Genomic DNA, 20216 nt, shown 5'->3' with positions numbered 1-20216 from the left:
TCTTATGCCAGATACCGTTTTAAACGGAAGTAGCGTCGGCCCAGGCGCCAGCGCAAACGGGGGCTTTTGGCACTTTTCCAGATAAGCCTCCAGATACCCGTGTCGAAGAACTCTTTTATTATCATCGACTTCTTCTGCACATCCTTCATATTGTCGAAGGTATGAATGATCCCAAGCCCCTCTTTGGCGATTTGCCAGTGGCAGGCGGGGATATCTTTCACTTTTTCCGGGTAACGCTGGTTGATGGCATCCAGCATCTGCAGAATTTTCATGTAATGGCGCGCCGAGCGAATCAGCGTGTCATCATTGTCCGGCATATGGGAAACCGATGCGGAGTGAATGTAATAGTCGTAAAAACGTTCACTGGTGTACTGCACGCGGTCAGCTGCGAGCAAGACTTCGGTAGTCCACGGGATATCCTGATGGCGCAGGCCGGGCTCAAAACGAAAACCGTTCTGACGAATAAAGTCGTGGCGATAGATATTCAGCCAGGTCACATGCAGAAACTTGCGTGAGTCGAGCGCTTTTTTTAACCAGGCCGCACCGGTCATGACGCCTGTTGAGGCCAGCTTGTCTTCCGGGAAAATCGGCCGTGAAGGCTTCTTATTGTTTTCCCAGACGTAGTTTCCGTTGCAGGTGGCGACATCCAGATTCTGCGTGACGGCCATATCAAGCAAGCGCTGATACATGCCGGGCTTAAAGACATCATCAATATCCGGGAAAGAGAGATATTGACCGGTAGCGACGGCCAGACCGGTATTGCGCGCAATGGATACACCCTGATTTTCCTGTTCGATAACCTGCATTTGCGGCAGTTTTTCACGCCAGGTTTCGACTATCTGCATCGAACTGTCCGTGGAGCCATCATTGACGATGATGACTTCCATACTGTCGATCTGTTGATTCGCAAGGCAGGTAAAGAACTGATCCAGGAAAGCTTCGCCGTTATAAACGGCAACCACCACGCTTAATAATGGCGCTGAATTTTGCATAAGAAACCTGATTATTATTGATTGTCTACCAACGCAACATATTGCTGGCAAATAGCATTTATCCCGAACGACGCGATCGTTGCGCTATCAACGACAGGCGGGGAGGCATAGAGATCGGCCAGTGTTTTCGCCAGTGATTCGTCATTCATCTCCGACAGCCCGCGCGCCAGCGTACCCGTGAGGATTTCAGCGGGCCCGCCAGGACAGTTCGTACTGACAGGCGGCGTCTGGCAGATGATGGATTCTACCAGTACGTTACCAAAACCTTCACAGTCAGAACTTAACACTAAAAGCCGTGCGCCTTTAATCCACGGATAAGGGTTGGACTCGAAGGGGCGGAAAATAACCTTGTCTTCGATCCCGAGTTCTTTCGCTAACTGTTTAAGCTGTTGAATTTTGGTGTCAGAACCGTTGCCCATCATCACCAGCGATGCGTCTATTTTGCTCTGTGCATAGGCACGCAGAAGGCGGTCGTGGCGTTTATGTTCATGAAAACGACCCACGTGAATAATGTAATCCTGCCCCTGCATCTCAAAAGGCGCATCCGCCAGACGCTGGATTTCAGGAATATCAAAGGGATTATGGATAACCGCTTTGCGACGAAGGTCGATGGACAGCGTCTCTGAGAGATCTTTCAGCACGGCGGCGGAGACGGCGACAACGTTTCGGTTTTCGTAGGTATGACGAATTTTGTAATGCTTAAACCAGCGTGAAAGGCCGTGGCGATGACGCAGGTAGGAGAATGAGAACATGCCATGCACGCAGAACCAGACCTTATCGCGATCCAGCACACGACTGTGCGCCACGATACGATCGGTTTTATGCAGGTGCGAGAATATGACGTCGAACTTCCTGCTGCGCTCAGCCTGCTCAATGGCATCGTCCAGCAGTTGCGCCCGGCGCGGGATCTCGGTGAGCTTTCTCCAGGGTTTTTTACACGTATCCTGAATGACCTGATAATCAATGCCTGCCGGGATGGCGTAGTCGCACACCTTTCGCAGGGAGAAAAGGGAGACCTGATGCCCCATTTCTATCAATCCGCTGGAGAGGGTGAGAACCGTTTTTTCGGCTCCTCCACCGGGCAAACCATCAATAATCATTAGGATGCGCATTTTTAATCCAGTAATTTTTGATAAAGCGAAATAAGCTGACTTGATAATTTTTCTGGGGTCGCTTCTTTTACGCGCTCACGCGCTGCCCGCCCCATATCGTTATTCTTATCCAAAGATGGAAGGGTCATGACTGCCTCCTTCAATCTGCTGATATCAAGTGCATCACAGTAAAAGCCATTCTGACCTTGCTCAATAAACTCTGCACCACCGCAACTCACTGAAGTAATGACGGGCAAACCGCAGGCCATCGCTTCAAGAATGACGTTTGGAAAAGGATCATACAGCGTTGGCAGCAGTAATCCATCGGATACCTGGTAAAATGGTAGTGTCTCTTTTTGCATCCCCAGGAAGCGAATTTGCCCCTCACAGCCCAATGAACGGGCGAGGTCACGGTAACGACTTTCTGCTTTATCCTGTCCAACCACAATCAGCCACGCGGGTGTGCCCGCAATAGCGCGGATAGCGCTGGCCAGCCCCTTACGTTCAAAACCTGACCCGACGAAACACAACACCACGGCATCGACAGGCAATCCGAGTTGCTGACGCAGTGCAGCGCGCTGTCCTTCGGTTGCTGGAACGAAGCGGCTGGAATCAATTGAATTATAAATCACATGTATCTTTTTTGCGTCAATATCAAAGTCTTCGATGATTTCGCGTTTGATCATCTCCGCGTTGCAGATAACGGCTTTCAATTCAGGAGCCTGATACATTTCACGTTCGGCGTGCATGACGTAGCGATGGTAGCGATCGTGCATCAGAAGTTGTGCACGCCAGGCAGGCAGAATGCGCGCACGCTGCAGCAGCCAACGCCGGTGCACGCCATCCCCTGCGCGGTAAATATCGCAGCCAGGAATACGCTCGTGGCTCTGCACAATGTCAAACTGCTGCTGTTCCCACAGCGCACGCGCGGCATGTGCAAACCCGCGTTCGCGACTGATTCGGCCCCATTTACGTGGGTCGCAAATATGGATATGCCAGTCGTCCTGCTTCTCCCCCTGCCACTCACGCGTGATGACGTTGAGCTCCAGGTTTTGGTTGCTCAGTGCGGTAAGTGCCCGGGAAACGAAGCGTTCCGCCCCGCCATCAGGGCGGTATTTTTGGCGAACAATCGCCAGACGATGGTGTTTCATTACAGGTATCTCCTGGCGGCGGAGACCACGACATCAACGGGAATGGCGTCGAGATAGCGTTCAGTTGTTTTGGTATCAATGGCGTCCGGGTCGGGAAGTGGGCCAAAATCGCCAGCCCAGATGACTTCACCGTTGACCTGCCATGGCGACCAGAACACCCGTTTTGACGGGCCGAAGAGAGCAATGCACGGCGTCTGAAGCGCGGCGGCCATGTGCATCGGAACGGAATCGACGCCAATAAAGAGGCGCGCATGATCGATAAGTGATGCCAGCTGGCGCAACGTGAGTTGACCGGCCAGTGAGACTACGCCCGTTTTTGGCGCCGCGGCGAGAATGCGGTCTATCATTGCCAGCTCTTTTTTATCCGGGCCTGCGGTGAGAACCACAGTGTGGCCATCCTGCTGGAGTGCCGAGATGGTTTGCGCCATCTTGCCTTCGTCCCAGCATTTAAAGAACCAGCGTGACGTTGGCTGGATCACCACGTAGTTATCAGCCACACCCTGTTGCGTCAGTAGCTGGCGCGCACGATCCCAGTCCTCTGCGCGGTAGGCCATAGTGACGTCTGGCTGAGCCGGGACGGGCAACGGTGAAAGAATAGAAAGATTTTGTTCAACGGTATGGAGAGACGGGTGATTGGCGACGGAAACCAAATCGGTATGGCAAAAACGCCAGAACGCGTTTTTTCGCTTGTTAAACGCGAACCCGAGGCGTACTGGCGCGCCGGTGAAACGGGTGACAATGGCGCTGCGCCACTGATCGGCAAGGTTAATCACCAGATGATAACGCTGCGCTCTTAAGGCACAGAGTAACTGCCACTCTTTTTGCAGATGTTTCAGGGTGCCGAGCTGCTTCCATTTACGATCTATACCGTAGATGGTGCCGATCGCCGGATGCGCGGCGAGCATATCGCGTGTCTCTTCATAAAGAAGAACATCGATTTGCGCCGTTGGCCATTTTTGACGTAACGAATTAATGACCGGAGTTGTGAGTAACATGTCGCCATGATGTCGAAGTTTGATAAGTAAAATACGTAAATCAGGCGTGTCGAGTAGGTTAATCATCATCATCTTATCAGCGGTATACTGTCAGCAATTCTAATAGACCTGATGGCGACTTGCACTCTTTCTCCATAATGTCAGGAATTTCCCTGGAAGGGTTTACTCCTCCTTCGCAGAGTGCGTAACATAGCCCTCACTCTTACGTCTTACGGACTCATTATGAAAAAACCAGCGTTTATCATCACCATTGATACAGAAGGCGATAATCTCTGGCAAAACCACCGTGTTATCAAAACGGAAAACGCACGTTACCTGGCGCGATTTCAGGGGCTATGCGAGCGTTTTGGTTTTAAGCCGGTCTGGCTGACCAACTATGAGATGGCGATCGAACCGGTTTTCATTGAGTTCGCAAAAGATGTGATTGCCCGCGGCCAGGGCGAGGTTGGCATGCATCTTCATGCGTGGAACAGCCCACCTGAACATGACCTCACCGGTGATGACTGGCGCTGGCAACCTTATCTGATTGAGTTTTCAGATGAAATTATGCGCGAGAAAGTGCTTTTTATGACGCACTTACTGGAAGAGACCTTCCAGACCAAAATGCTGAGCCACCGTGCCGGGCGTTGGGCGTTTGATCGTCGCTACGCAAACTTGCTGATAGAGCTGGGTTATCAGGTTGACTGTTCCGTCACCCCACGGGTGAACTGGCGAAATGCCAAAGGGGCGCCGCAGGGTCACGGAGGAACGAATTATCAGCATTTCCCTGACCATGCCTACTTTATCGATACAGAGGATATTTCCCGCCCGGGAAATAGCCCTCTGCTCGAAGTGCCGATGAGTATTCAGTATAAACACCCGGCCTGGCTGAACACCGTTAAACAGGGCTACGATCGGCTGCGTGGGAAATACCGTTCCCCGTCAGTTAACTGGCTGCGTCCGTCAGGTGGAAACGCGTCTGAGATGATTAAGGTCGCACAACAGTGCTTGTCGCAGGGCAATGATTATGTGGAGTTTATGCTCCATTCTTCAGAATTTATGCCCGGCGGAAGTCCTACGTTCAAAGATGATGCGGCCATTGAAGGGTTGTACCAGGATTTGGAACAGTTGTTTACATGGCTGTCGGACAAGACGGTGGGGATGACGCTGGCGGAGTTTTATCAACACCAGAAATAATAATGCCCGCCAGGCGGGCATTATTTATCATCGTTGTTTTGTCTGAGAGAAAGGTGTACTCAGAGCAAACAGGATCATAAAGAATATCAATGCCTCTGAACTCAATAATATGACGTCTGTCAGGCCATAGAGCAATAATAGAAGCATGGCAGTCAATAGCAGACCATTTTTGTTTCTGATGGCGTAGCCAATCATCGACACGAAGAAAAAGAGCAGTATTGCCAGGCCAGGTATTCCTTGTAATGAATACTTTTCAATGAATTCATTGTGTAGATGCACTTTGATGTAAACGAGAGCCGTTGCGAGATGCGGATGCCCATTTTGAATATATTTTTTTGTCCATGTTTCTCTCTCTTCGACTGACTGACCTAACGGATGCGCCAGACCATTTTGAATACCGATAGTCCACATGGAAAAACGTGCGCCGAGAGAAGTGCGATCGTAACCTTTCTGATATTTATCGACTTCGATTTGCGTTTGCATAATCTTAGGTGAAATCAAAGGCTTGTAGCTTACGACTACAATACCCGCCACAATACATAAAAAGATCAGAGTCGATTTCAGATGAATTCTTCTGAAATGATAAAGCGTCATGACGATAGCAAGAAGTAAATAGAGCCCCATTGCAGCACGCGTTCCGGTTAAAAGAATAACAAAGAACGATACCAAAATGGTAAAACCGGCCAGAACATAGAGCTTTACATTTTTCTGAAGATAAAGGCTGTACACAAAGGCAAGTGACAGCACGGAGTAAACATAGGCAGAGACCGTGGCTCGATTGATTGCCATTTCAACACGAGCCATACCTTGCGATGCCTGCCACAATCCATAACCGGTTGCGAGAGCAAATCCTGTCGCAGTCGCTAAAAGAAAATATTTTTTAAAGTTTTCTTTGTCGATATAATCTTTAAAACGGTCAATATAGAAAACGAGAATACTCGCCAAAAGTAATTTTTTACTTGCACCGAGATAATCGCTGTACATGTTTAAGCCTTCGCTATGGTACTCGTAGACCATATACCAGACAAAATTCAGTAATCCAATAAGAAGTATGGGTAGTGCTATTGAGAATGGTTTTAGCGTAATTTTTTTATATTCAAACGCTAAACCGAGAATAGCGATATAAATTGCGATATAGAAAAACTCACGTTGCTTCCCTGAATTGACTAATGCAAGCATCAAAGAGATGAAGCTCAGAAAAAGTGTCAGTTGATAAAGTCGAAGTTTTATTTTTTCCATAATGCCTCAATAACCCTTTTCTTATAACTAAACCGAATATGAGTGTCCATAAAGAACGAAAGCGAATAAAGCTGGCTCACCCGATCTTTTACTAAATGTAAGTGTGGTGTCGAGAGATACTTTTTATGGTTACTGTATATATCAAACCAGTGACAATTGATGAGATGTTTAAAACTGCGCGGGAAGGTTTCTTCCATGCGAAGCGTGCAATCAACAAGTGAAGAGACTTTGCTGGCGTCAAGTTCGCTGGATAAGCTTCCATGACGTTTGATGTAATAATAATGCCCCTGACGCTGATAAAATATTTTTTGCGCTTGCATAATCATTCCGGGGAACACAGCGAAATCTTCGTAACAGACCATCGAAGGTATAGGGTTAGCTTTATACAGGTTTTTGTGAATAAATTGGCCGATCAGATGTGCCTGAAAGTCTTTATGTCGCAAAAAACGGGAGATCGCGTCTTGTTGCGAGATTGCCACAGGGTCGAAACCCTGCCAGGTTGAGGTGATCTTTTTGATATCACGAATTTCACGTAAGCGCGTCAGTAGCATATCTGGACGCTGTGCTTGCAGAAAATCCACGGCATCCTGAATGCTGCCCGGTTTTAGCCGGTCATCGCTGTCCAGCATCGTAATATAGTCCCCTGATGCCAGCGTAACAGCACTGTTTCGGACCCGACCCACGTTACGGTAATCCACACATCGCGTTGTTGCATGAGGTAATTTTGGTAACCACGCTTCAATAATATCCTGTGTGCCATCATCTGAGCTGTCATTAAAGATGATGATCTCAACAGCATCGCCTGCACTGCCAATCGCATTCTGCAGGCTTTCTAAAGTGGCATGAAGGGTATCTTCGGCATTATGCGCGGCAATAATGATGCTTAGAAAAGCCATAAAAATTAGTTTCCCTGGGCATCAGTGAGAGATGTGATTGTGTTAGCTTTTGGTAATTCGCGAATAAAATCTTTAAGCTCACGTAGTGATTCGTCTGTCACAGCGAAAAGTTCTTCCCGATCTTGGGAGAAATAGTAGCGTGTTTCAAATACATACGAACAAATATGCGCATCATTCCCAATCAGCAATACTTTGCCAAGCGGACGTTGTTCATAATGGCAGCAAGGGCCAAACAGCAACACCACCGGGACGCCCACCGCATCGGCAATGTAGATATTCCCTGAATCTGACGCAATATAACAATCCATTTTGGATATCGCCCACGGCAGTTCTTCGAGCGATATTTTGCCAATGAGGTTGATAAAATTGGGAATTTCACCGTAAGCGCGGGTGATGTCATCCATCCACGGCTGTTCGTTTGGTGCGCCAAAAACATAAAACTCGCAGGGCAGGTCGGCAAGATGATCGACAATACGTTTCCAGATTGCCGGGGGAACCGTCTTTGCTTTGTTACCGGCAGAAATGCTGATACCAATTCGGATAACCCCGGGTTTATCGAGAATTTGCGGGTAAACCGCAGGCTTGAACAGGGGCTTTGTGGCGTGCTTGGGTGAGTCCTGCCAGGTGAGCGCGCGATCGGCGAGCTTGAGATAGTTAGTGACGGACAGCGTCTTTTTGCCATGCTCAACGGTACCATCAGCCGTGGCATAAAAAATTCCGTGATACCACCTGCGTGTATAAGTGCTTAAAAATTGTTTGTTTTTTGCATTACAGGCTGAGGCGAAAAAGAGATTCACACTGTTGGGCTGCAGCAGATAGACATTGTCGTAGCGATTCATGATCCGGCAGGCGAAGCAGAGCTTACGCCACAGGTTGCGCTTTTGCTGCTCCACAAAAAAGATCTCTTCGATACTGTCGTCATGCTGAGCCAATGCGTTAACGCTGCGGCTGATCAGCACATCGCTTTTTTGCAGATACGCCAGTAGAGGCGTTGCATTGATAAAGTCACCGATTTTGGCTGTCTGAATGACAAGGTTTCTGCCCGTGTCTTTGCGAAACAGCTTCCGGATGAGTTTCACCGGAAAAAGTAAAATCAGCAGAAATACATAACTCATGGGTTAAATATCCCTGTTAGAAAGCCGATGGCTGCCCTGTAAAAACGAAAAAATCGCATCTGCGGTAATGTCTCTCATCTGCTGCGTCGGACTGACCATTTGATGCTGGTTTTTACCGTACCCCCCGATCAGTCCCGGGTCGGTCGGACCGAAGAGGGTGATATTGGGGCGGTCCAGCGCTGCGGTTAAGTGGCTTAATCCGGTATCCACGGATACGACGGCGTTGGCGCCTGCCAGTTGCGCGGCAACCTGAGCCAGCGTGAGTTTAGGTAACACTTCCACATTTGAAAAACCCGCGGCCAAACGCTCTGCGCGTTGCCTTTCGTGTTCTGCGCCCCACGGGAGTTTAATATGGATGCCGGTCGGTTGCATTAGCTCAATGAGTCTTCGCCAGTGTGATTCCGGCCAGTGCTTATCATCGCGCGTTGTGGCATGCAGAAAGACCAGATAGGGCGGTGTGTGCGTCTTCGCATCGCGCAAAAAATGCTGCGCAATAGCGTAATCACCCTGCGTGTCCGGTTTTGCATAGCCGAGGCTTTTCGCAAACAGCTCACGGGTGCGCTCCACGGCGTGCTGCTGTTTCGCGATATGGTGGCGGCGATTATAGAACAGGCTCGCCAGCGGCTCGCGGGCGGTTTGCCAGTCCATACCGTGCTTAACGCCGTGCGCCAGACGCGTGACCAGCGCGGCGCTTTTGACCAGACCCTGTGCGTCAATAATGGCATCGTAACGCTGCGCTTGCACCGCATCACGGAAGGCTTGACGTTCAGCCTTAATCGGTGCCGAGAACCACGCTTTACGCCAGCGGCGGATAGCAACCGGGATCACGCGGTCTACTGCTTCATGCCAGGTGGGGATCTGTACGAAGCCCTCCTCCACCACCCAGTCAAAACGAATGTCGGGAATGGCCTGCATGGCGTCGGTGAGCGACGGCAGAGTATGCAGCACATCGCCCATGGAAGAGGTTTTAACGATCAATACCCGCATCCGTTATCCTTCTTCACTCAACAGCAGCTCGTTGAGCTCTTCAAGGACACGCTCGGGCGTGATGTCGATCAGGCTCTGGTGATAGCCTTCAGCCGCATCGCCTTTTCGCACCTTGTGATAACCGCTGATCAGACGTATGACGCGCGCTTTATGAGAAAGCGGTGGCGTAAAGTCAGGGCTGCTGGGGCCATACAGAGCAACCAGCGGCCGGTTGAGCGCAGCGGCGACGTGCATCAGGCCAGAGTCGTTGGTGACGACGGCTTTACAGGCGGCAAGTAAAACTACCGCCTGTTCCAGCTGGGTTTCCCCTGCCAGATTACGGCACCATGCCTGCTGTTCTGTATTCAGCGAAGCCAGAATTTCGTTACCCGCCTCGTGGTCTTTCGCCGAGCCAAACAACACGACCTGATTACCTTCATCGATCAGCTGTTTTGCCAGCTCAGCGTAATGATAATGCGGCCAGCGTTTTGCCGGGCCGAACTCTGCTCCTGGGCAGAAACCGATCATGGGGCGTTCTGATGAAATTCCAAACGCGTTGCAGGTGTGGGATTTCTCACCGTCGTTGACCTGGAGCTGGGGCCAGAGCAGCGGTTGCGGCAGATCTTTTGCGCTGCGCATCACGCCTTTGTCATAGGCCAGCGCGACGTAGCGCTCGACCATAAGTGGCCAGGCGTCTTTATCAAGCACGCGCGCGTCGTTCAGCAGACCGTAGCGCATTTCTCCACGCCAGCCGGTGCGATGGGGGACGCCCGCAAAGAAGGGTACCAGGGCGGATTTAAAGGAGTTAGGCAAGACATAGGCGCGGTCATAGCGCTTTTCGCGCAGGCTATGGCCGAGCTTGCGACGTTCACCAATTTCCAGCGCGCCGTGGCCGAGCGGCATTGGGATCGCCTCGTTAACTTCCGGCATACGCGATAACAACGGACGGCACCAGGCAGGTGCCATCACGTCAATTATCGCCTGGGGATAACGCGCCTTGAGCGTGCGATAGAGACTTTGCGACATCATCATGTCGCCCACCCATGACGGGCCGATCACCAGAATTTTCATACTTACGCGTCGCGGTTCAGCCAGGCCATATATTCCGTTACGCCTTCGGCAACGGTCTTGAACGGTTTGTCGTAACCCGCCGCACGCAGGTTGGTCAAATCCGCCTGCGTGAAGGCCTGGTAACGACCTTTCAGTTTGTCCGGGAACGGAATGTATTCAATGCTGCCTTTTTTGTGGTACGCCAGGGTGGCGTCCGCCACGGCCTGGAAGGATTCCGCACGGCCTGTCCCCAGGTTAAAGATACCTGAGACGCCGTTTTCCCAGAACCACAGGTTCACTGCCGCCACGTCGCCTACGTAGACGAAATCACGCTTGAAGCCGTCACTGCCTTCAAACAGTTTCGGGCTTTCGCCATTGTTCAGCTGCGTGTTCAGGTGGAACGCGACGCTCGCCATGCTCCCTTTGTGGCCTTCGCGCGGTCCGTACACGTTGAAGTAACGGAAACCCACAATCTGGGAATTGGCTTCAGGCAGAACCTGACGCACGTATTCATCGAACAGAAATTTGGAGTAGCCATAGACGTTCAGCGGCTGCTCATATTCGCGGGATTCGATGAAGTCTGACGTACGGCCGCCGTAGGTTGCTGCAGAAGAGGCGTACAGGAACGGAATTTCACGCTCCAGGCAGTAATGCAGGATCTCTTTGGAGTACTGATAGTTATTGTCCATCATGTACTTGCCGTCCCACTCGGTGGTGGAAGAGCATGCGCCTTCGTGGAAGATGGCTTCGATCTCGCCGAACTCTTCACCTGCCATAATCTGGATAAGGAAGTCTTCTTTATCCATATAGTCAGCGATGTTCAGATCCACCAGGTTTACAAACTTGGTGCCGTCTTTCAGGTTGTCCACCACCAGAATGTCGGTGATGCCTTTGTCATTGAGGGCCTTAACAATGTTGCTGCCGATAAAGCCCGCGCCGCCGGTAACGATGATCATAACTGTAACCTTTGAAGTGTGGAGTCCGGGGACAATCCCGGACGCTAATGTTCTTATCATATCATTAGTATGGCTGCCCTTCAGCCATTCACCGACATAGCGCAAGGGTACACGTGATTTATGCTGCAAAAACGAGAAGAGATAATGTGTCATCTCGTCATGGCGGCCAGGGTTGGGTAATATGTGCCAAAATTTGCCGAGTCTGGAGAATTGCAATGCGTGGTGATTTTTACAAACAGTTAAACAGCGACCTCGACACCGCACGTGCGGAAGGGTTGTTCAAAGAAGAGCGTATTATCACGTCTGCTCAGCAGGCGGACATCACCGTTGCCGATGGCAGCCATGTGATCAACTTTTGTGCGAACAACTACTTAGGTCTTGCGAATCACCCTGAGCTGATTGCCGCGGCAAAACAAGGCATGGACACCCACGGTTTCGGTATGGCCTCCGTACGCTTTATCTGCGGTACGCAGGACAGCCATAAGCAGCTTGAGAAAAAGCTGGCGGACTTCCTGGGGATGGAAGATGCGATCCTGTACTCCTCGTGCTTCGACGCCAACGGTGGTCTGTTTGAGACGCTGCTCGGCGCAGAAGATGCCATTATTTCCGACGCCCTGAACCACGCTTCTATCATTGACGGTGTGCGCCTGTGTAAAGCGAAGCGCTTCCGCTACGCCAACAACGACATGGTTGAACTGGAAGCGCGCCTGAAAGAAGCGCGTGAAGCAGGCGCCCGCCATGTGCTGATTGCCACAGACGGCGTGTTCTCTATGGATGGCGTGATTGCCAACCTGAAGGGCGTGTGCGACCTGGCAGACAAATACGATGCGCTGGTGATGGTTGATGATTCACACGCCGTCGGTTTTGTTGGTGAGAACGGCCGTGGATCTCACGAATACTGTGACGTAATGGGTCGCGTGGACATTATCACCGGTACGCTGGGTAAAGCGCTCGGCGGCGCGTCAGGGGGTTATACTGCTGCGCGTAAAGAGGTGGTTGAGTGGCTGCGCCAGCGTTCCCGTCCGTACCTGTTCTCCAACTCGCTGGCGCCGGCGATCGTTGCCGCATCCATTAAAGTCCTGGAAATGGTGGAGTCTGGCGCTGAGCTGCGCGACCGTCTGTGGTCAAACGCCCGCCTGTTCCGTGAAAAAATGGGTGCCGCAGGGTTTACGCTCGCCGGTGCCGATCACGCCATTATTCCGGTGATGCTGGGCGATGCGGTTGTGGCGCAGAATTTTGCCCGCGAGCTGCAGAAAGAAGGAATTTACGTTACCGGGTTCTTCTTCCCGGTGGTACCAAAAGGCCAGGCGCGTATCCGCACCCAGATGTCTGCGGCGCATTCGCCTGAACAAATTGAACGTGCGGTGGAAGCCTTTACCCGCATCGGCAAACAGCTGGGCGTAATTGCCTGAGGACGTGTGATGAAAGCGTTATCCAAACTGAAAGCGGAAGAAGGGATTTGGATGACCGACGTGCCGGAGCCGGAAGTCGGTCATAACGATCTGCTGATCAAAATTCGTAAAACCGCCATTTGCGGCACTGACGTTCATATCTATAACTGGGACCAGTGGTCGCAGAAAACCATTCCGGTACCGATGGTCGTGGGCCACGAATATGTCGGCGAAGTGGTGGGCATGGGTCAGGAAGTAAAAGGCTTCAACATTGGCGACCGCGTCTCGGGTGAAGGTCATATTACCTGTGGTCACTGCCGTAACTGCCGTGGTGGACGCACGCACCTGTGCCGCAACACAATCGGCGTGGGCGTGAACCGTCCGGGCTGCTTCGCAGAATACCTGGTGATCCCGGCGTTTAACGCGTTCAAAATCCCGGACAACATTTCTGACGATCTGGCCTCTATCTTTGATCCCTTCGGCAACGCGGTACACACGGCGCTCTCTTTCGACCTGGTCGGCGAAGATGTGCTGGTTTCCGGCGCGGGTCCCATCGGGATTATGGCTGCCGCGGTGGCGAAGCACGTTGGTGCCCGCAATGTGGTGATTACCGATGTGAACGAGTATCGCCTGTCCCTGGCGCGCAAAATGGGCGTGACCCGCGCGGTGGATGTCTCTAAAGAGAGCCTGAGCGACGTGATGGAAGAGCTGGGCATGACCGAAGGTTTTGACGTGGGTCTTGAGATGTCCGGCGCACCACCGGCGTTTCGCACCATGCTGGACACCATGAACCACGGCGGACGTATTGCGATGCTGGGCATTCCACCGTCTGATATGTCTATCGACTGGAATAAGGTTATCTTCAAGGGGCTGTTCATCAAAGGTATCTACGGCCGCGAGATGTTCGAAACCTGGTACAAGATGGCGGCACTGATCCAGTCTGGTCTGGACCTGTCTCCGATTATCACCCATCGCTTCTCTATCGATGAGTTCCAGGAAGGCTTTGACGCGATGCGCTCTGGCCAGTCCGGAAAGGTTATCCTGAGCTGGGATTAGTCATAAAAAAAGGGGCCTCAGGCCCCTTTTTTACTGGTTTTTCTTCTCTTCGTCTGTCAGGTAACGCACCTTTCGCGTGTAATCCTGACCTTTGAACTGCAGCTTATTGTCTGGTGACTCAAGATACTTCTGCCATTCGGACAGCGGGAAACCGCCGTGTGCGCCAATGACCTCTTTCGGTACCACAGCCTCTTGTCCGCCAATTTTCTTAGAGACCGGCCAGTTCATCCAGTCACCCAGATTGACCGTTTTCACATCCAGCATATCCAGAAGTGCGGCGAGCGGAAGCTGATCGGTTGGGGGCTGATTATCTTCCATTAGCTCCCAGGTATCCTGGAACAGGGTCAACCACAGCGGGCAAATGCGTCGCCACGTCTTTTGGGTTGCTGCGAGGAAAGCGCCGTTAACGTGATCGACAAGATAAGGGCGCACCGTCTCTTTGTAATAGGCGGGCACTTTCTCCGCGGGAGCGCCATCGAGTTTGGCGATCATCTTACCCTGACGGAAGCTGGAGTAGATGTGCATATCGGCCATGTTGATCTCAGGCATTTTGAGCAGATTGAGATCGGAGTCGATCATCAAAACGCCTTCACCCCGGGCCTGTAGCGGCGCATTGAGCTTCACCAGACGGCTAAGATAGATCTGCTTGTAGCGGTAACTCTCTTCTCGTTTAGGAAGCGTGAGTGTCACTACGCGAGTTTTAGGGGGAAGCACCCCGAAAGCAGATTCTGGCTGATCGCTTACAATCACGATCTCGCTGACGCCGGTGGCATAACGCTCAGCAAAGGTTGCCGACAGCAATGCCTCTTCAACAAAATCAGCGCCGGTGCAAGGAATGACGATGGAGTCAACGGCAACAAGATTGCCTGTTACCGGCAGGGAACGGTACGGAATGTTATGTCGTCCGGTAATATGACGATAGCGAGCGTTAAGGAATTTAAACATGTTCATCTCGTGTGATTATTTTGCGCCAAGTACCGCTTCGACGCCGCTAACATACTGTTCAATGGCATAGGTTCGACAGACATTCTGACGGGCAGCCAAAGCCAGGTGTGCGCGCAGATCGGCATCTTTCCAGATGCTCTCAAGATGCGCGGCAAGCTGTGAAACGTCGCCCCAGGGGAACAAGAGTCCCGTCGACCCTGGGTCAATTAATTCCGCTGTCCCGGTCACCTGCGAGCCAATGACAGGGATATTAAGCAACATGGCTTCCAGCACGACGCGAGGTAATCCTTCGCTCTGTGAGGCTAAAATAAAAGCGTCAAATGTCGCAAGGTAATCAAAGGGGGTATTCTGGAACCCCGTGAAGACGACCTGCTTCTCAATACCCAATGCGGTGGCCTGGGCAATTAATGCGTCGCGTTCGCCACCTTCACCGACTAACACCATCTTCCATTTTGCGTCAGGGTTCTTCTGACTGAACTGCGCCAGCGCCTCCAGAGTATGATGGTTTGCTTTGCGGGGGATCAGTGACCCCACGCTACCGAAAACGAAAGTATCGTCATCAATGTTCAGCCGCTGGCGCATTGCACGTCGGTCTGGCAGGGGCTGGTGGATGTCGATTGCATTGTTTACAGTTATGCAGAGTTCAGGGCGAACCCCATTCTGAAGTAAAACACGCTCAACGCCGTGGGAGACTGCAATGATTTTTGTGGCATGGTCATTAACCAGCCTGACCAGCGGCGGCGTCATGACAGGTTCGATGCGGCAGTGCTGAATTAACCGCACATGCTGTTTTGCACCGGCTAAATACCCTTCTTCATTTGAGCCAGGCTGATTGTTCATATACAGCGTATCGAATCCGCCTTCACTGAGCAGCGTTGCAATTCTGCGAACATTGGGCCGAATACGCCAGAGCGTATCGATATGGCGCGTAAAGGCCTTACGCCCCCGGCGCGAGAAGAAAAGGAGACTGCGGCCCAGCTCTTTCGCAAGTTTCGCCCATACGGGCTGCCGTGGCTGAGGGATCACAATTAAGGGAATGCCGATACTGTCCAGCACCTGGCCGATTGTTTGCCCTTCGGCACGGCTGTAATCACTGTAAAAACAGCAGGTGATATCGAACTTCTTGCGGTCAATCCGCTTCAGAAGTTCGAGCATGCTGTTGGTGCCACCGCCCCACTCTTTGCCGGTATCGAGGAGCAGTATTTTGTGTCGTTGCAGCATCGTTCTACCTTAATCGCCTCTCACAGTCTGTTGCCGGGTAATATTCCAGCCCTGCCACTGGTGCTGGAAATATTGCACCAGTGTACTCTGGCTCACGCTCTCACTAAGCACGGCAAAGAACCGTGTCGCGTAGACGGGTTCCGGCGGGCGTTTCGTTTTACACAGCGTCACACCCCTGAATGGATTGCGCGGCTGCGTTATCGGAGGCTGTGCATTGCCAGGACGCGACGTATCAACCTGTGGCTCATTCAGCAGATCGCCAGGACGAACCAGCGTAATATCAGAGGGCAATGTCGGCAGCATCTGCTGCAGAACGCGAACGGTAGACGGGTGCGGGTGGCCGATAGCAATAGCTGAGCCATTGCGTCGGGCTAGCTGTACGGCGCGATTGAACTGCCCGCGGATATCCGCGTCGTTCTGGGTGTCATCGAGGAACACCTTGCGCTTTATTACCTTCACGCCTGTACCCTGCGCGGCACGCATCGCCTGGCTGTTGCCGATGGTCATGCTGTCGAGGAAATAGAGGTTATAGCGCTCCAGCGACTGCATCACTTTGAGCATCCCGTACAGGCTGGAGGTCATCGCGCTGCCCATGTGGTTGTTCAGCCCGACGGCGTACGGCACTTTATTGTAAGCATCGCGAATGATGCGATCGATCTCATCGCTGCTCATATCAGGGCGCAAAGTATCTTTTTCCAGCGGCTGCTTGCTGAGCGGTGCCATCGGCAGATGGATGAGAACCTGATGACCGCTGTTATGCGCTTTGATCGCCATTTCACGCGCGTGCGGCGCATTCGGGAGGACGGCGACAGAGATGGCGGCCGGCATCGCCAGTACCTGATTCTCGGTGTGCGGACGATAACCGAAGTCATCAATCACTATCGCGAGTTTGCCAGCGTAGACCGGTGCTGCCAGCGCCAGTGCACTGGCGAAGGAGAGAACAATTCGACGAAATTGAAGCAAAACTTATCTTCCCAACCACGGCTGTGGATTGACCGCCTGACCCTGGCGACGAATTTCGAAATAGAGTGACGGGCGGCCCTGACCGCCACTGCTGCCCACGAGGGCGATGGGTTGGCCGGCGCGCACCTGAGTACCAACGCTGACCAGTGCGCTTTGGTTGTAGCCGTAAAGGCTCATATCGCCTTTACCGTGTTCCACCACTACCACAAGCCCGTAACCCTGCAGCCAGTCGGCCAGAATCACACGGCCATCGGCGATGGCTTTTACTTCGCTACCTTCAGACGCACCGATAACTATCCCTTTCCAACGTAGTTCACCCTGCAGCTGTTCGCCATAGCGATGCAGAATTGTACCGCGCACGGGCCAGTAAGCCTGACCACGAGGGGAGCCTAAACCGCCGGTACGTGACATCAGGGAGCGTTCGCTTTCGCTTGGCTTGTAGGTCGTACCTTTGCGTGAGGCTTCCTGCTGTTTGTCGCGTACGGCCTGTGCTTCGCGGGCCTCTTTTTCGGCGCGCGCTTTCGCCGCCGCTTCCGCGCGGGCGATACTGTTACGCAGTTTCGATTCGTTGGCGCGCATTTCGCTCAGCTGGCTTTGGCCTTGCTGAATAGAGGACTCGAGACCGGAAAGGGTTTTCTTGCGCTCGTTGCGGGCCTGCTCGAGCTTCGCTTGTTGCGCCTGCTGTTCGTAGAGCAGCGTCTGTTGCTGGCTCTGCTTCTCTTCGAGCTCGGCTTTTTGCGTGGTGACCTCTTCGCGCGTCTGTTTCAGCTGCGCGATAGTCTCCTGACGCGCCTGGTTCAGATAACCAAAGTAGGCCTGCAGACGCTGACCGCGCTGGCTCTCTTCACCGCTGAGGATCAACTGAAGGCCCGTGTGCTCACCCTGGCGGAAAGCAGCATCAAGCTGTGCGGCAAGGTTGCGTTCCTGGGCATCACGCTGGCGTTCCAGTTTGGCAATCGACGCGTTCATTTCGTCGATCTGTTTATTCAACTGGGCGAGGGTGTTTTGCGTTTCACGTAATTTACGTGCGGCAGCGGAGATGGCTTCTTCCTGCTGCTTAAGCTGAGCGAGCAGAGCAGAGCGTTGCTGCTGTTGCTGGCGTACCGCACGCTCTTTCGCGGCGATATCGGCCTGTATGGATTTCAGCTGGTCACGGTCATCCGCGTGGGCGGATGCGGCGCACAGCAATACGCCAGCGCTGAGTGCGCTGGCGCAAAGCAGAGGTCTGACTGATAACCTAAGCGGCTTCACGACCCATGTGATTGAAAAAATCGCCTTTCCCCTCATGGGGAGCGATTATTCCACGATGAACAGCGGCTTACCAGTCATCTCTTCAGGGATCTCCATGCCCATCAGCGACAACATGGTTGGCGCGATGTCGGAAAGCTTGCCGCCTTCCACCGCTTTCAGTGATTTATCACCCACATAAATCAGCGGAACAGGCAGGTTGGTGTGAGCGGTGTGCGCCTGGCCGGTTGCCGGGTCGCGCATCTGTTCTGCGTTACCGTGGTCAGCGGTGATCAGCAGCTGACCACCAACGGATTCAACCGCTTTCGCGACCTGCTCAACACAGTGATCCAGCGCTTCAACCGCTTTTACGGCGGCTTCCATCACGCCGGTATGACCCACCATGTCGCCGTTCGGGTAGTTACAGATGATGGTGTCGTATTTGCCGCTTTCGATTGCCGCAACCAGTTTTTCAGTCAGCTCGGCAGAGCTCATTTCTGGCTGCAGATCGTAGGTGGCCACTTTGGGTGAGTTAATCAGAATGCGATCTTCGCCTTTGAACGGCTCTTCAACACCGCCGTTAAAGAAGAAGGTGACGTGGGCATATTTCTCGGTTTCGGAGATACGCAGCTGTGTCTTGTCGTTCTTCGCCATCCACTCGCCGAAGGTATTGGCCAGTGAAGCGGGTGGATAAGCGCATGGCGCATTGATGTCAGCGGCGTATTCGGTCAGCTGAATAAAGTCGATCTTCACCACTTTCTTACGGGTGAAACCGTCGAAATCACTGTTCACGAACGCACGGGTGATTTCACGCGCGCGGTCAGCACGGAAGTTCATGAAGATCAGCGCGTCGCCGTCTTCCATGGCGGCATCAGCCTGGCCTTCAGCACGAATGACGGTTGCTTTCACGAATTCATCGTTTTCATCACGCGCGTAAGCGGCTTCCAGACCTTCCACCGCGGTCGCGAACTGGAATTCACCTTTTGCCAGCGTCATCAGGTCATAGGCCTGTTCAACGCGATCCCAACGGTTGTCGCGGTCCATTGCGTAGTAGCGCCCGATGATGGAGGCCACACGTCCTTTGCCAAGCGCGGCGAATTTGTTTTCGAAGGAGGCCAGTGAACCTTTTGCGCTGCGTGGTGGCGTATCACGACCGTCCAGGAAAGCGTGCAGATAGATTTTTTCTGCGCCGCGCTCAGCCGCCAGTTCAACCATCGCCATGATGTGATCTTCGTGGCTGTGTACGCCACCGGCGGAGAGCAGACCCATGATATGAACTGCTTTACCGGCCGCCACGGCTCTGTCCACCGCGCCGCAAAGCACTGGGTTGTTGAAGAAGGTACGTTCTTTGATTTCAACGTCCAGACGCGTCAGGTCCTGATACACGATACGACCTGCACCCAGGTTTACGTGTCCAACTTCGGAGTTGCCCATCTGACGATCTGGCAGACCCACTTCCAGCCCGGACGCATCAATCAGGGTGTGGGGACGTTTTGCCCACAGCGCGTCCATCACCGGCGTTTTGGCGTTGAAAATGGCGTTATCCTGTTGATCTTCACGGTAGCCATAGCCATCCAGAATCACCAGTACCATAGGTTTTTTAGAAACCGACATTGCGACAACCTCATGCTCAAGAGTCAAAATTTGCGTAATTTTACTACAGCTGAATCGATCAAATAGCCGCAGAAGATCAAAGAAAGCGCAGGGGCAAGGTGCTTAGCGGACGCTTTTGAGGCAATTTTTTAGGTGGCAGGCCTCAGAAAATGGATTAGGTTATGGTCGCTGG

At 52.5% G+C, this 20216-nt stretch carries 18 protein-coding genes; 3 read left to right on the top strand and 15 right to left on the bottom strand.

Annotated elements, in window-relative coordinates:
* Positions 1-2 precede the first annotated feature (2 nt).
* Genes QE396_RS16320 through rfaQ form a run of 4 tightly spaced genes read right to left on the bottom strand, consistent with a single transcriptional unit; the run spans position 3 to position 4301 of the window.
* Positions 3-992, bottom strand: a complete 990-nt coding sequence (locus tag QE396_RS16320) for a glycosyltransferase (protein ID WP_020882686.1) — start codon at positions 990-992, stop codon at positions 3-5.
* Between the two features lie 14 nt (positions 993-1006).
* The gene (locus QE396_RS16315) at positions 1007-2104 is read right to left on the bottom strand and encodes a glycosyltransferase (protein WP_020882685.1); all 1098 of its coding nucleotides are present in this window, start codon (positions 2102-2104) and stop codon (positions 1007-1009) included.
* Positions 2105-2106: 2 nt separating this feature from the next.
* Positions 2107-3234, bottom strand: coding sequence for a glycosyltransferase family 4 protein (locus QE396_RS16310; protein ID WP_020882684.1), 1128 nt, complete (start codon positions 3232-3234; stop codon positions 2107-2109).
* Positions 3234-4301 carry a putative lipopolysaccharide heptosyltransferase III gene (gene rfaQ, locus QE396_RS16305; RefSeq protein ID WP_080127464.1) on the bottom strand — a complete coding sequence of 356 codons (1068 nt, stop codon included), beginning with the start codon at positions 4299-4301 and terminating at the stop codon, positions 3234-3236. The genes QE396_RS16310 and rfaQ overlap by 1 nt, the downstream gene beginning before the upstream one ends.
* A 150-nt stretch (positions 4302-4451) precedes the next feature.
* Between rfaQ and QE396_RS16300 the strand changes: the two genes are divergently transcribed.
* A complete protein-coding gene (locus QE396_RS16300; RefSeq protein WP_020882682.1) occupies positions 4452-5405 on the top strand; it encodes a polysaccharide deacetylase family protein in 954 nt (317 codons plus the stop codon).
* Positions 5406-5432: 27 nt separating this feature from the next.
* Here QE396_RS16300 and QE396_RS16295 read toward each other — a convergent pair whose 3' ends face one another.
* The 6 genes from QE396_RS16295 to rfaD are packed head-to-tail and all read right to left on the bottom strand — an operon-like array spanning position 5433 to position 11627.
* Positions 5433-6644 carry an O-antigen ligase gene (locus tag QE396_RS16295; RefSeq protein ID WP_020882681.1) on the bottom strand — a complete coding sequence of 404 codons (1212 nt, stop codon included), beginning with the start codon at positions 6642-6644 and terminating at the stop codon, positions 5433-5435.
* On the bottom strand, positions 6632-7540 hold the full coding sequence (locus QE396_RS16290) for a glycosyltransferase family 2 protein (protein WP_020882680.1): 909 nt from the start codon (positions 7538-7540) through the stop codon (positions 6632-6634). Before QE396_RS16290 ends, QE396_RS16295 begins: the two co-directional genes overlap by 13 nt.
* A gap of 5 nt (positions 7541-7545) precedes the next feature.
* The gene (locus QE396_RS16285; protein ID WP_020882679.1) at positions 7546-8655 is read right to left on the bottom strand and encodes a glycosyltransferase family 9 protein; all 1110 of its coding nucleotides are present in this window, start codon (positions 8653-8655) and stop codon (positions 7546-7548) included.
* Positions 8656-8658: 3 nt separating this feature from the next.
* A complete protein-coding gene (gene rfaC / locus QE396_RS16280) occupies positions 8659-9642 on the bottom strand; it encodes a lipopolysaccharide heptosyltransferase RfaC (RefSeq protein ID WP_020882678.1) in 984 nt (327 codons plus the stop codon).
* A gap of 3 nt (positions 9643-9645) precedes the next feature.
* A complete protein-coding gene (rfaF, locus tag QE396_RS16275) occupies positions 9646-10692 on the bottom strand; it encodes an ADP-heptose--LPS heptosyltransferase RfaF (protein ID WP_020882677.1) in 1047 nt (348 codons plus the stop codon).
* Between the two features lie 2 nt (positions 10693-10694).
* Positions 10695-11627 carry an ADP-glyceromanno-heptose 6-epimerase gene (rfaD, locus tag QE396_RS16270; protein ID WP_008502707.1) on the bottom strand — a complete coding sequence of 311 codons (933 nt, stop codon included), beginning with the start codon at positions 11625-11627 and terminating at the stop codon, positions 10695-10697.
* Between the two features lie 215 nt (positions 11628-11842).
* On the opposite strand from rfaD, the gene kbl reads away from it, so the two are divergent.
* Both kbl and tdh read left to right on the top strand, forming a co-directional pair.
* Positions 11843-13039 (top strand): glycine C-acetyltransferase, encoded by a 1197-nt coding sequence (gene kbl / locus QE396_RS16265; protein WP_020882676.1) that lies wholly within the window; start codon positions 11843-11845, stop codon positions 13037-13039.
* Between the two features lie 9 nt (positions 13040-13048).
* Positions 13049-14074 (top strand): L-threonine 3-dehydrogenase, encoded by a 1026-nt coding sequence (tdh, locus tag QE396_RS16260; protein WP_020882675.1) that lies wholly within the window; start codon positions 13049-13051, stop codon positions 14072-14074.
* A gap of 30 nt (positions 14075-14104) precedes the next feature.
* Here the strand turns inward: tdh and QE396_RS16255 are convergent, their stop codons facing one another.
* From QE396_RS16255 to gpmM, 5 genes are read right to left on the bottom strand one after another with little or no spacing between them, the layout of a single operon-like run.
* Complete coding sequence (locus QE396_RS16255; RefSeq protein ID WP_020882674.1) at positions 14105-15019, bottom strand: hypothetical protein; 915 nt, start codon at positions 15017-15019, stop codon at positions 14105-14107.
* Positions 15020-15034: 15 nt separating this feature from the next.
* On the bottom strand, positions 15035-16240 hold the full coding sequence (locus tag QE396_RS16250) for a glycosyltransferase (RefSeq protein WP_020882673.1): 1206 nt from the start codon (positions 16238-16240) through the stop codon (positions 15035-15037).
* Positions 16241-16249: 9 nt separating this feature from the next.
* The gene (locus tag QE396_RS16245; RefSeq protein ID WP_020882672.1) at positions 16250-17203 is read right to left on the bottom strand and encodes a divergent polysaccharide deacetylase family protein; all 954 of its coding nucleotides are present in this window, start codon (positions 17201-17203) and stop codon (positions 16250-16252) included.
* Between the two features lie 3 nt (positions 17204-17206).
* Positions 17207-18466, bottom strand: coding sequence for a murein hydrolase activator EnvC (gene envC / locus QE396_RS16240; protein ID WP_025206449.1), 1260 nt, complete (start codon positions 18464-18466; stop codon positions 17207-17209).
* A 33-nt stretch (positions 18467-18499) separates the two neighbouring features.
* A complete protein-coding gene (gene gpmM / locus QE396_RS16235; protein ID WP_020882671.1) occupies positions 18500-20044 on the bottom strand; it encodes a 2,3-bisphosphoglycerate-independent phosphoglycerate mutase in 1545 nt (514 codons plus the stop codon).
* Positions 20045-20216: the final 172 nt, after the last annotated feature.

The sequence above is a fragment of the Enterobacter sp. SORGH_AS_0287 genome, assembly GCF_031453695.1.
Classification (GTDB): Bacteria; Pseudomonadota; Gammaproteobacteria; order Enterobacterales; family Enterobacteriaceae; genus Enterobacter; species Enterobacter ludwigii.
The sequence above is the reverse complement of the archived record's forward strand: the minus strand, read 5'-3'. Positions and strand labels throughout refer to the sequence as shown.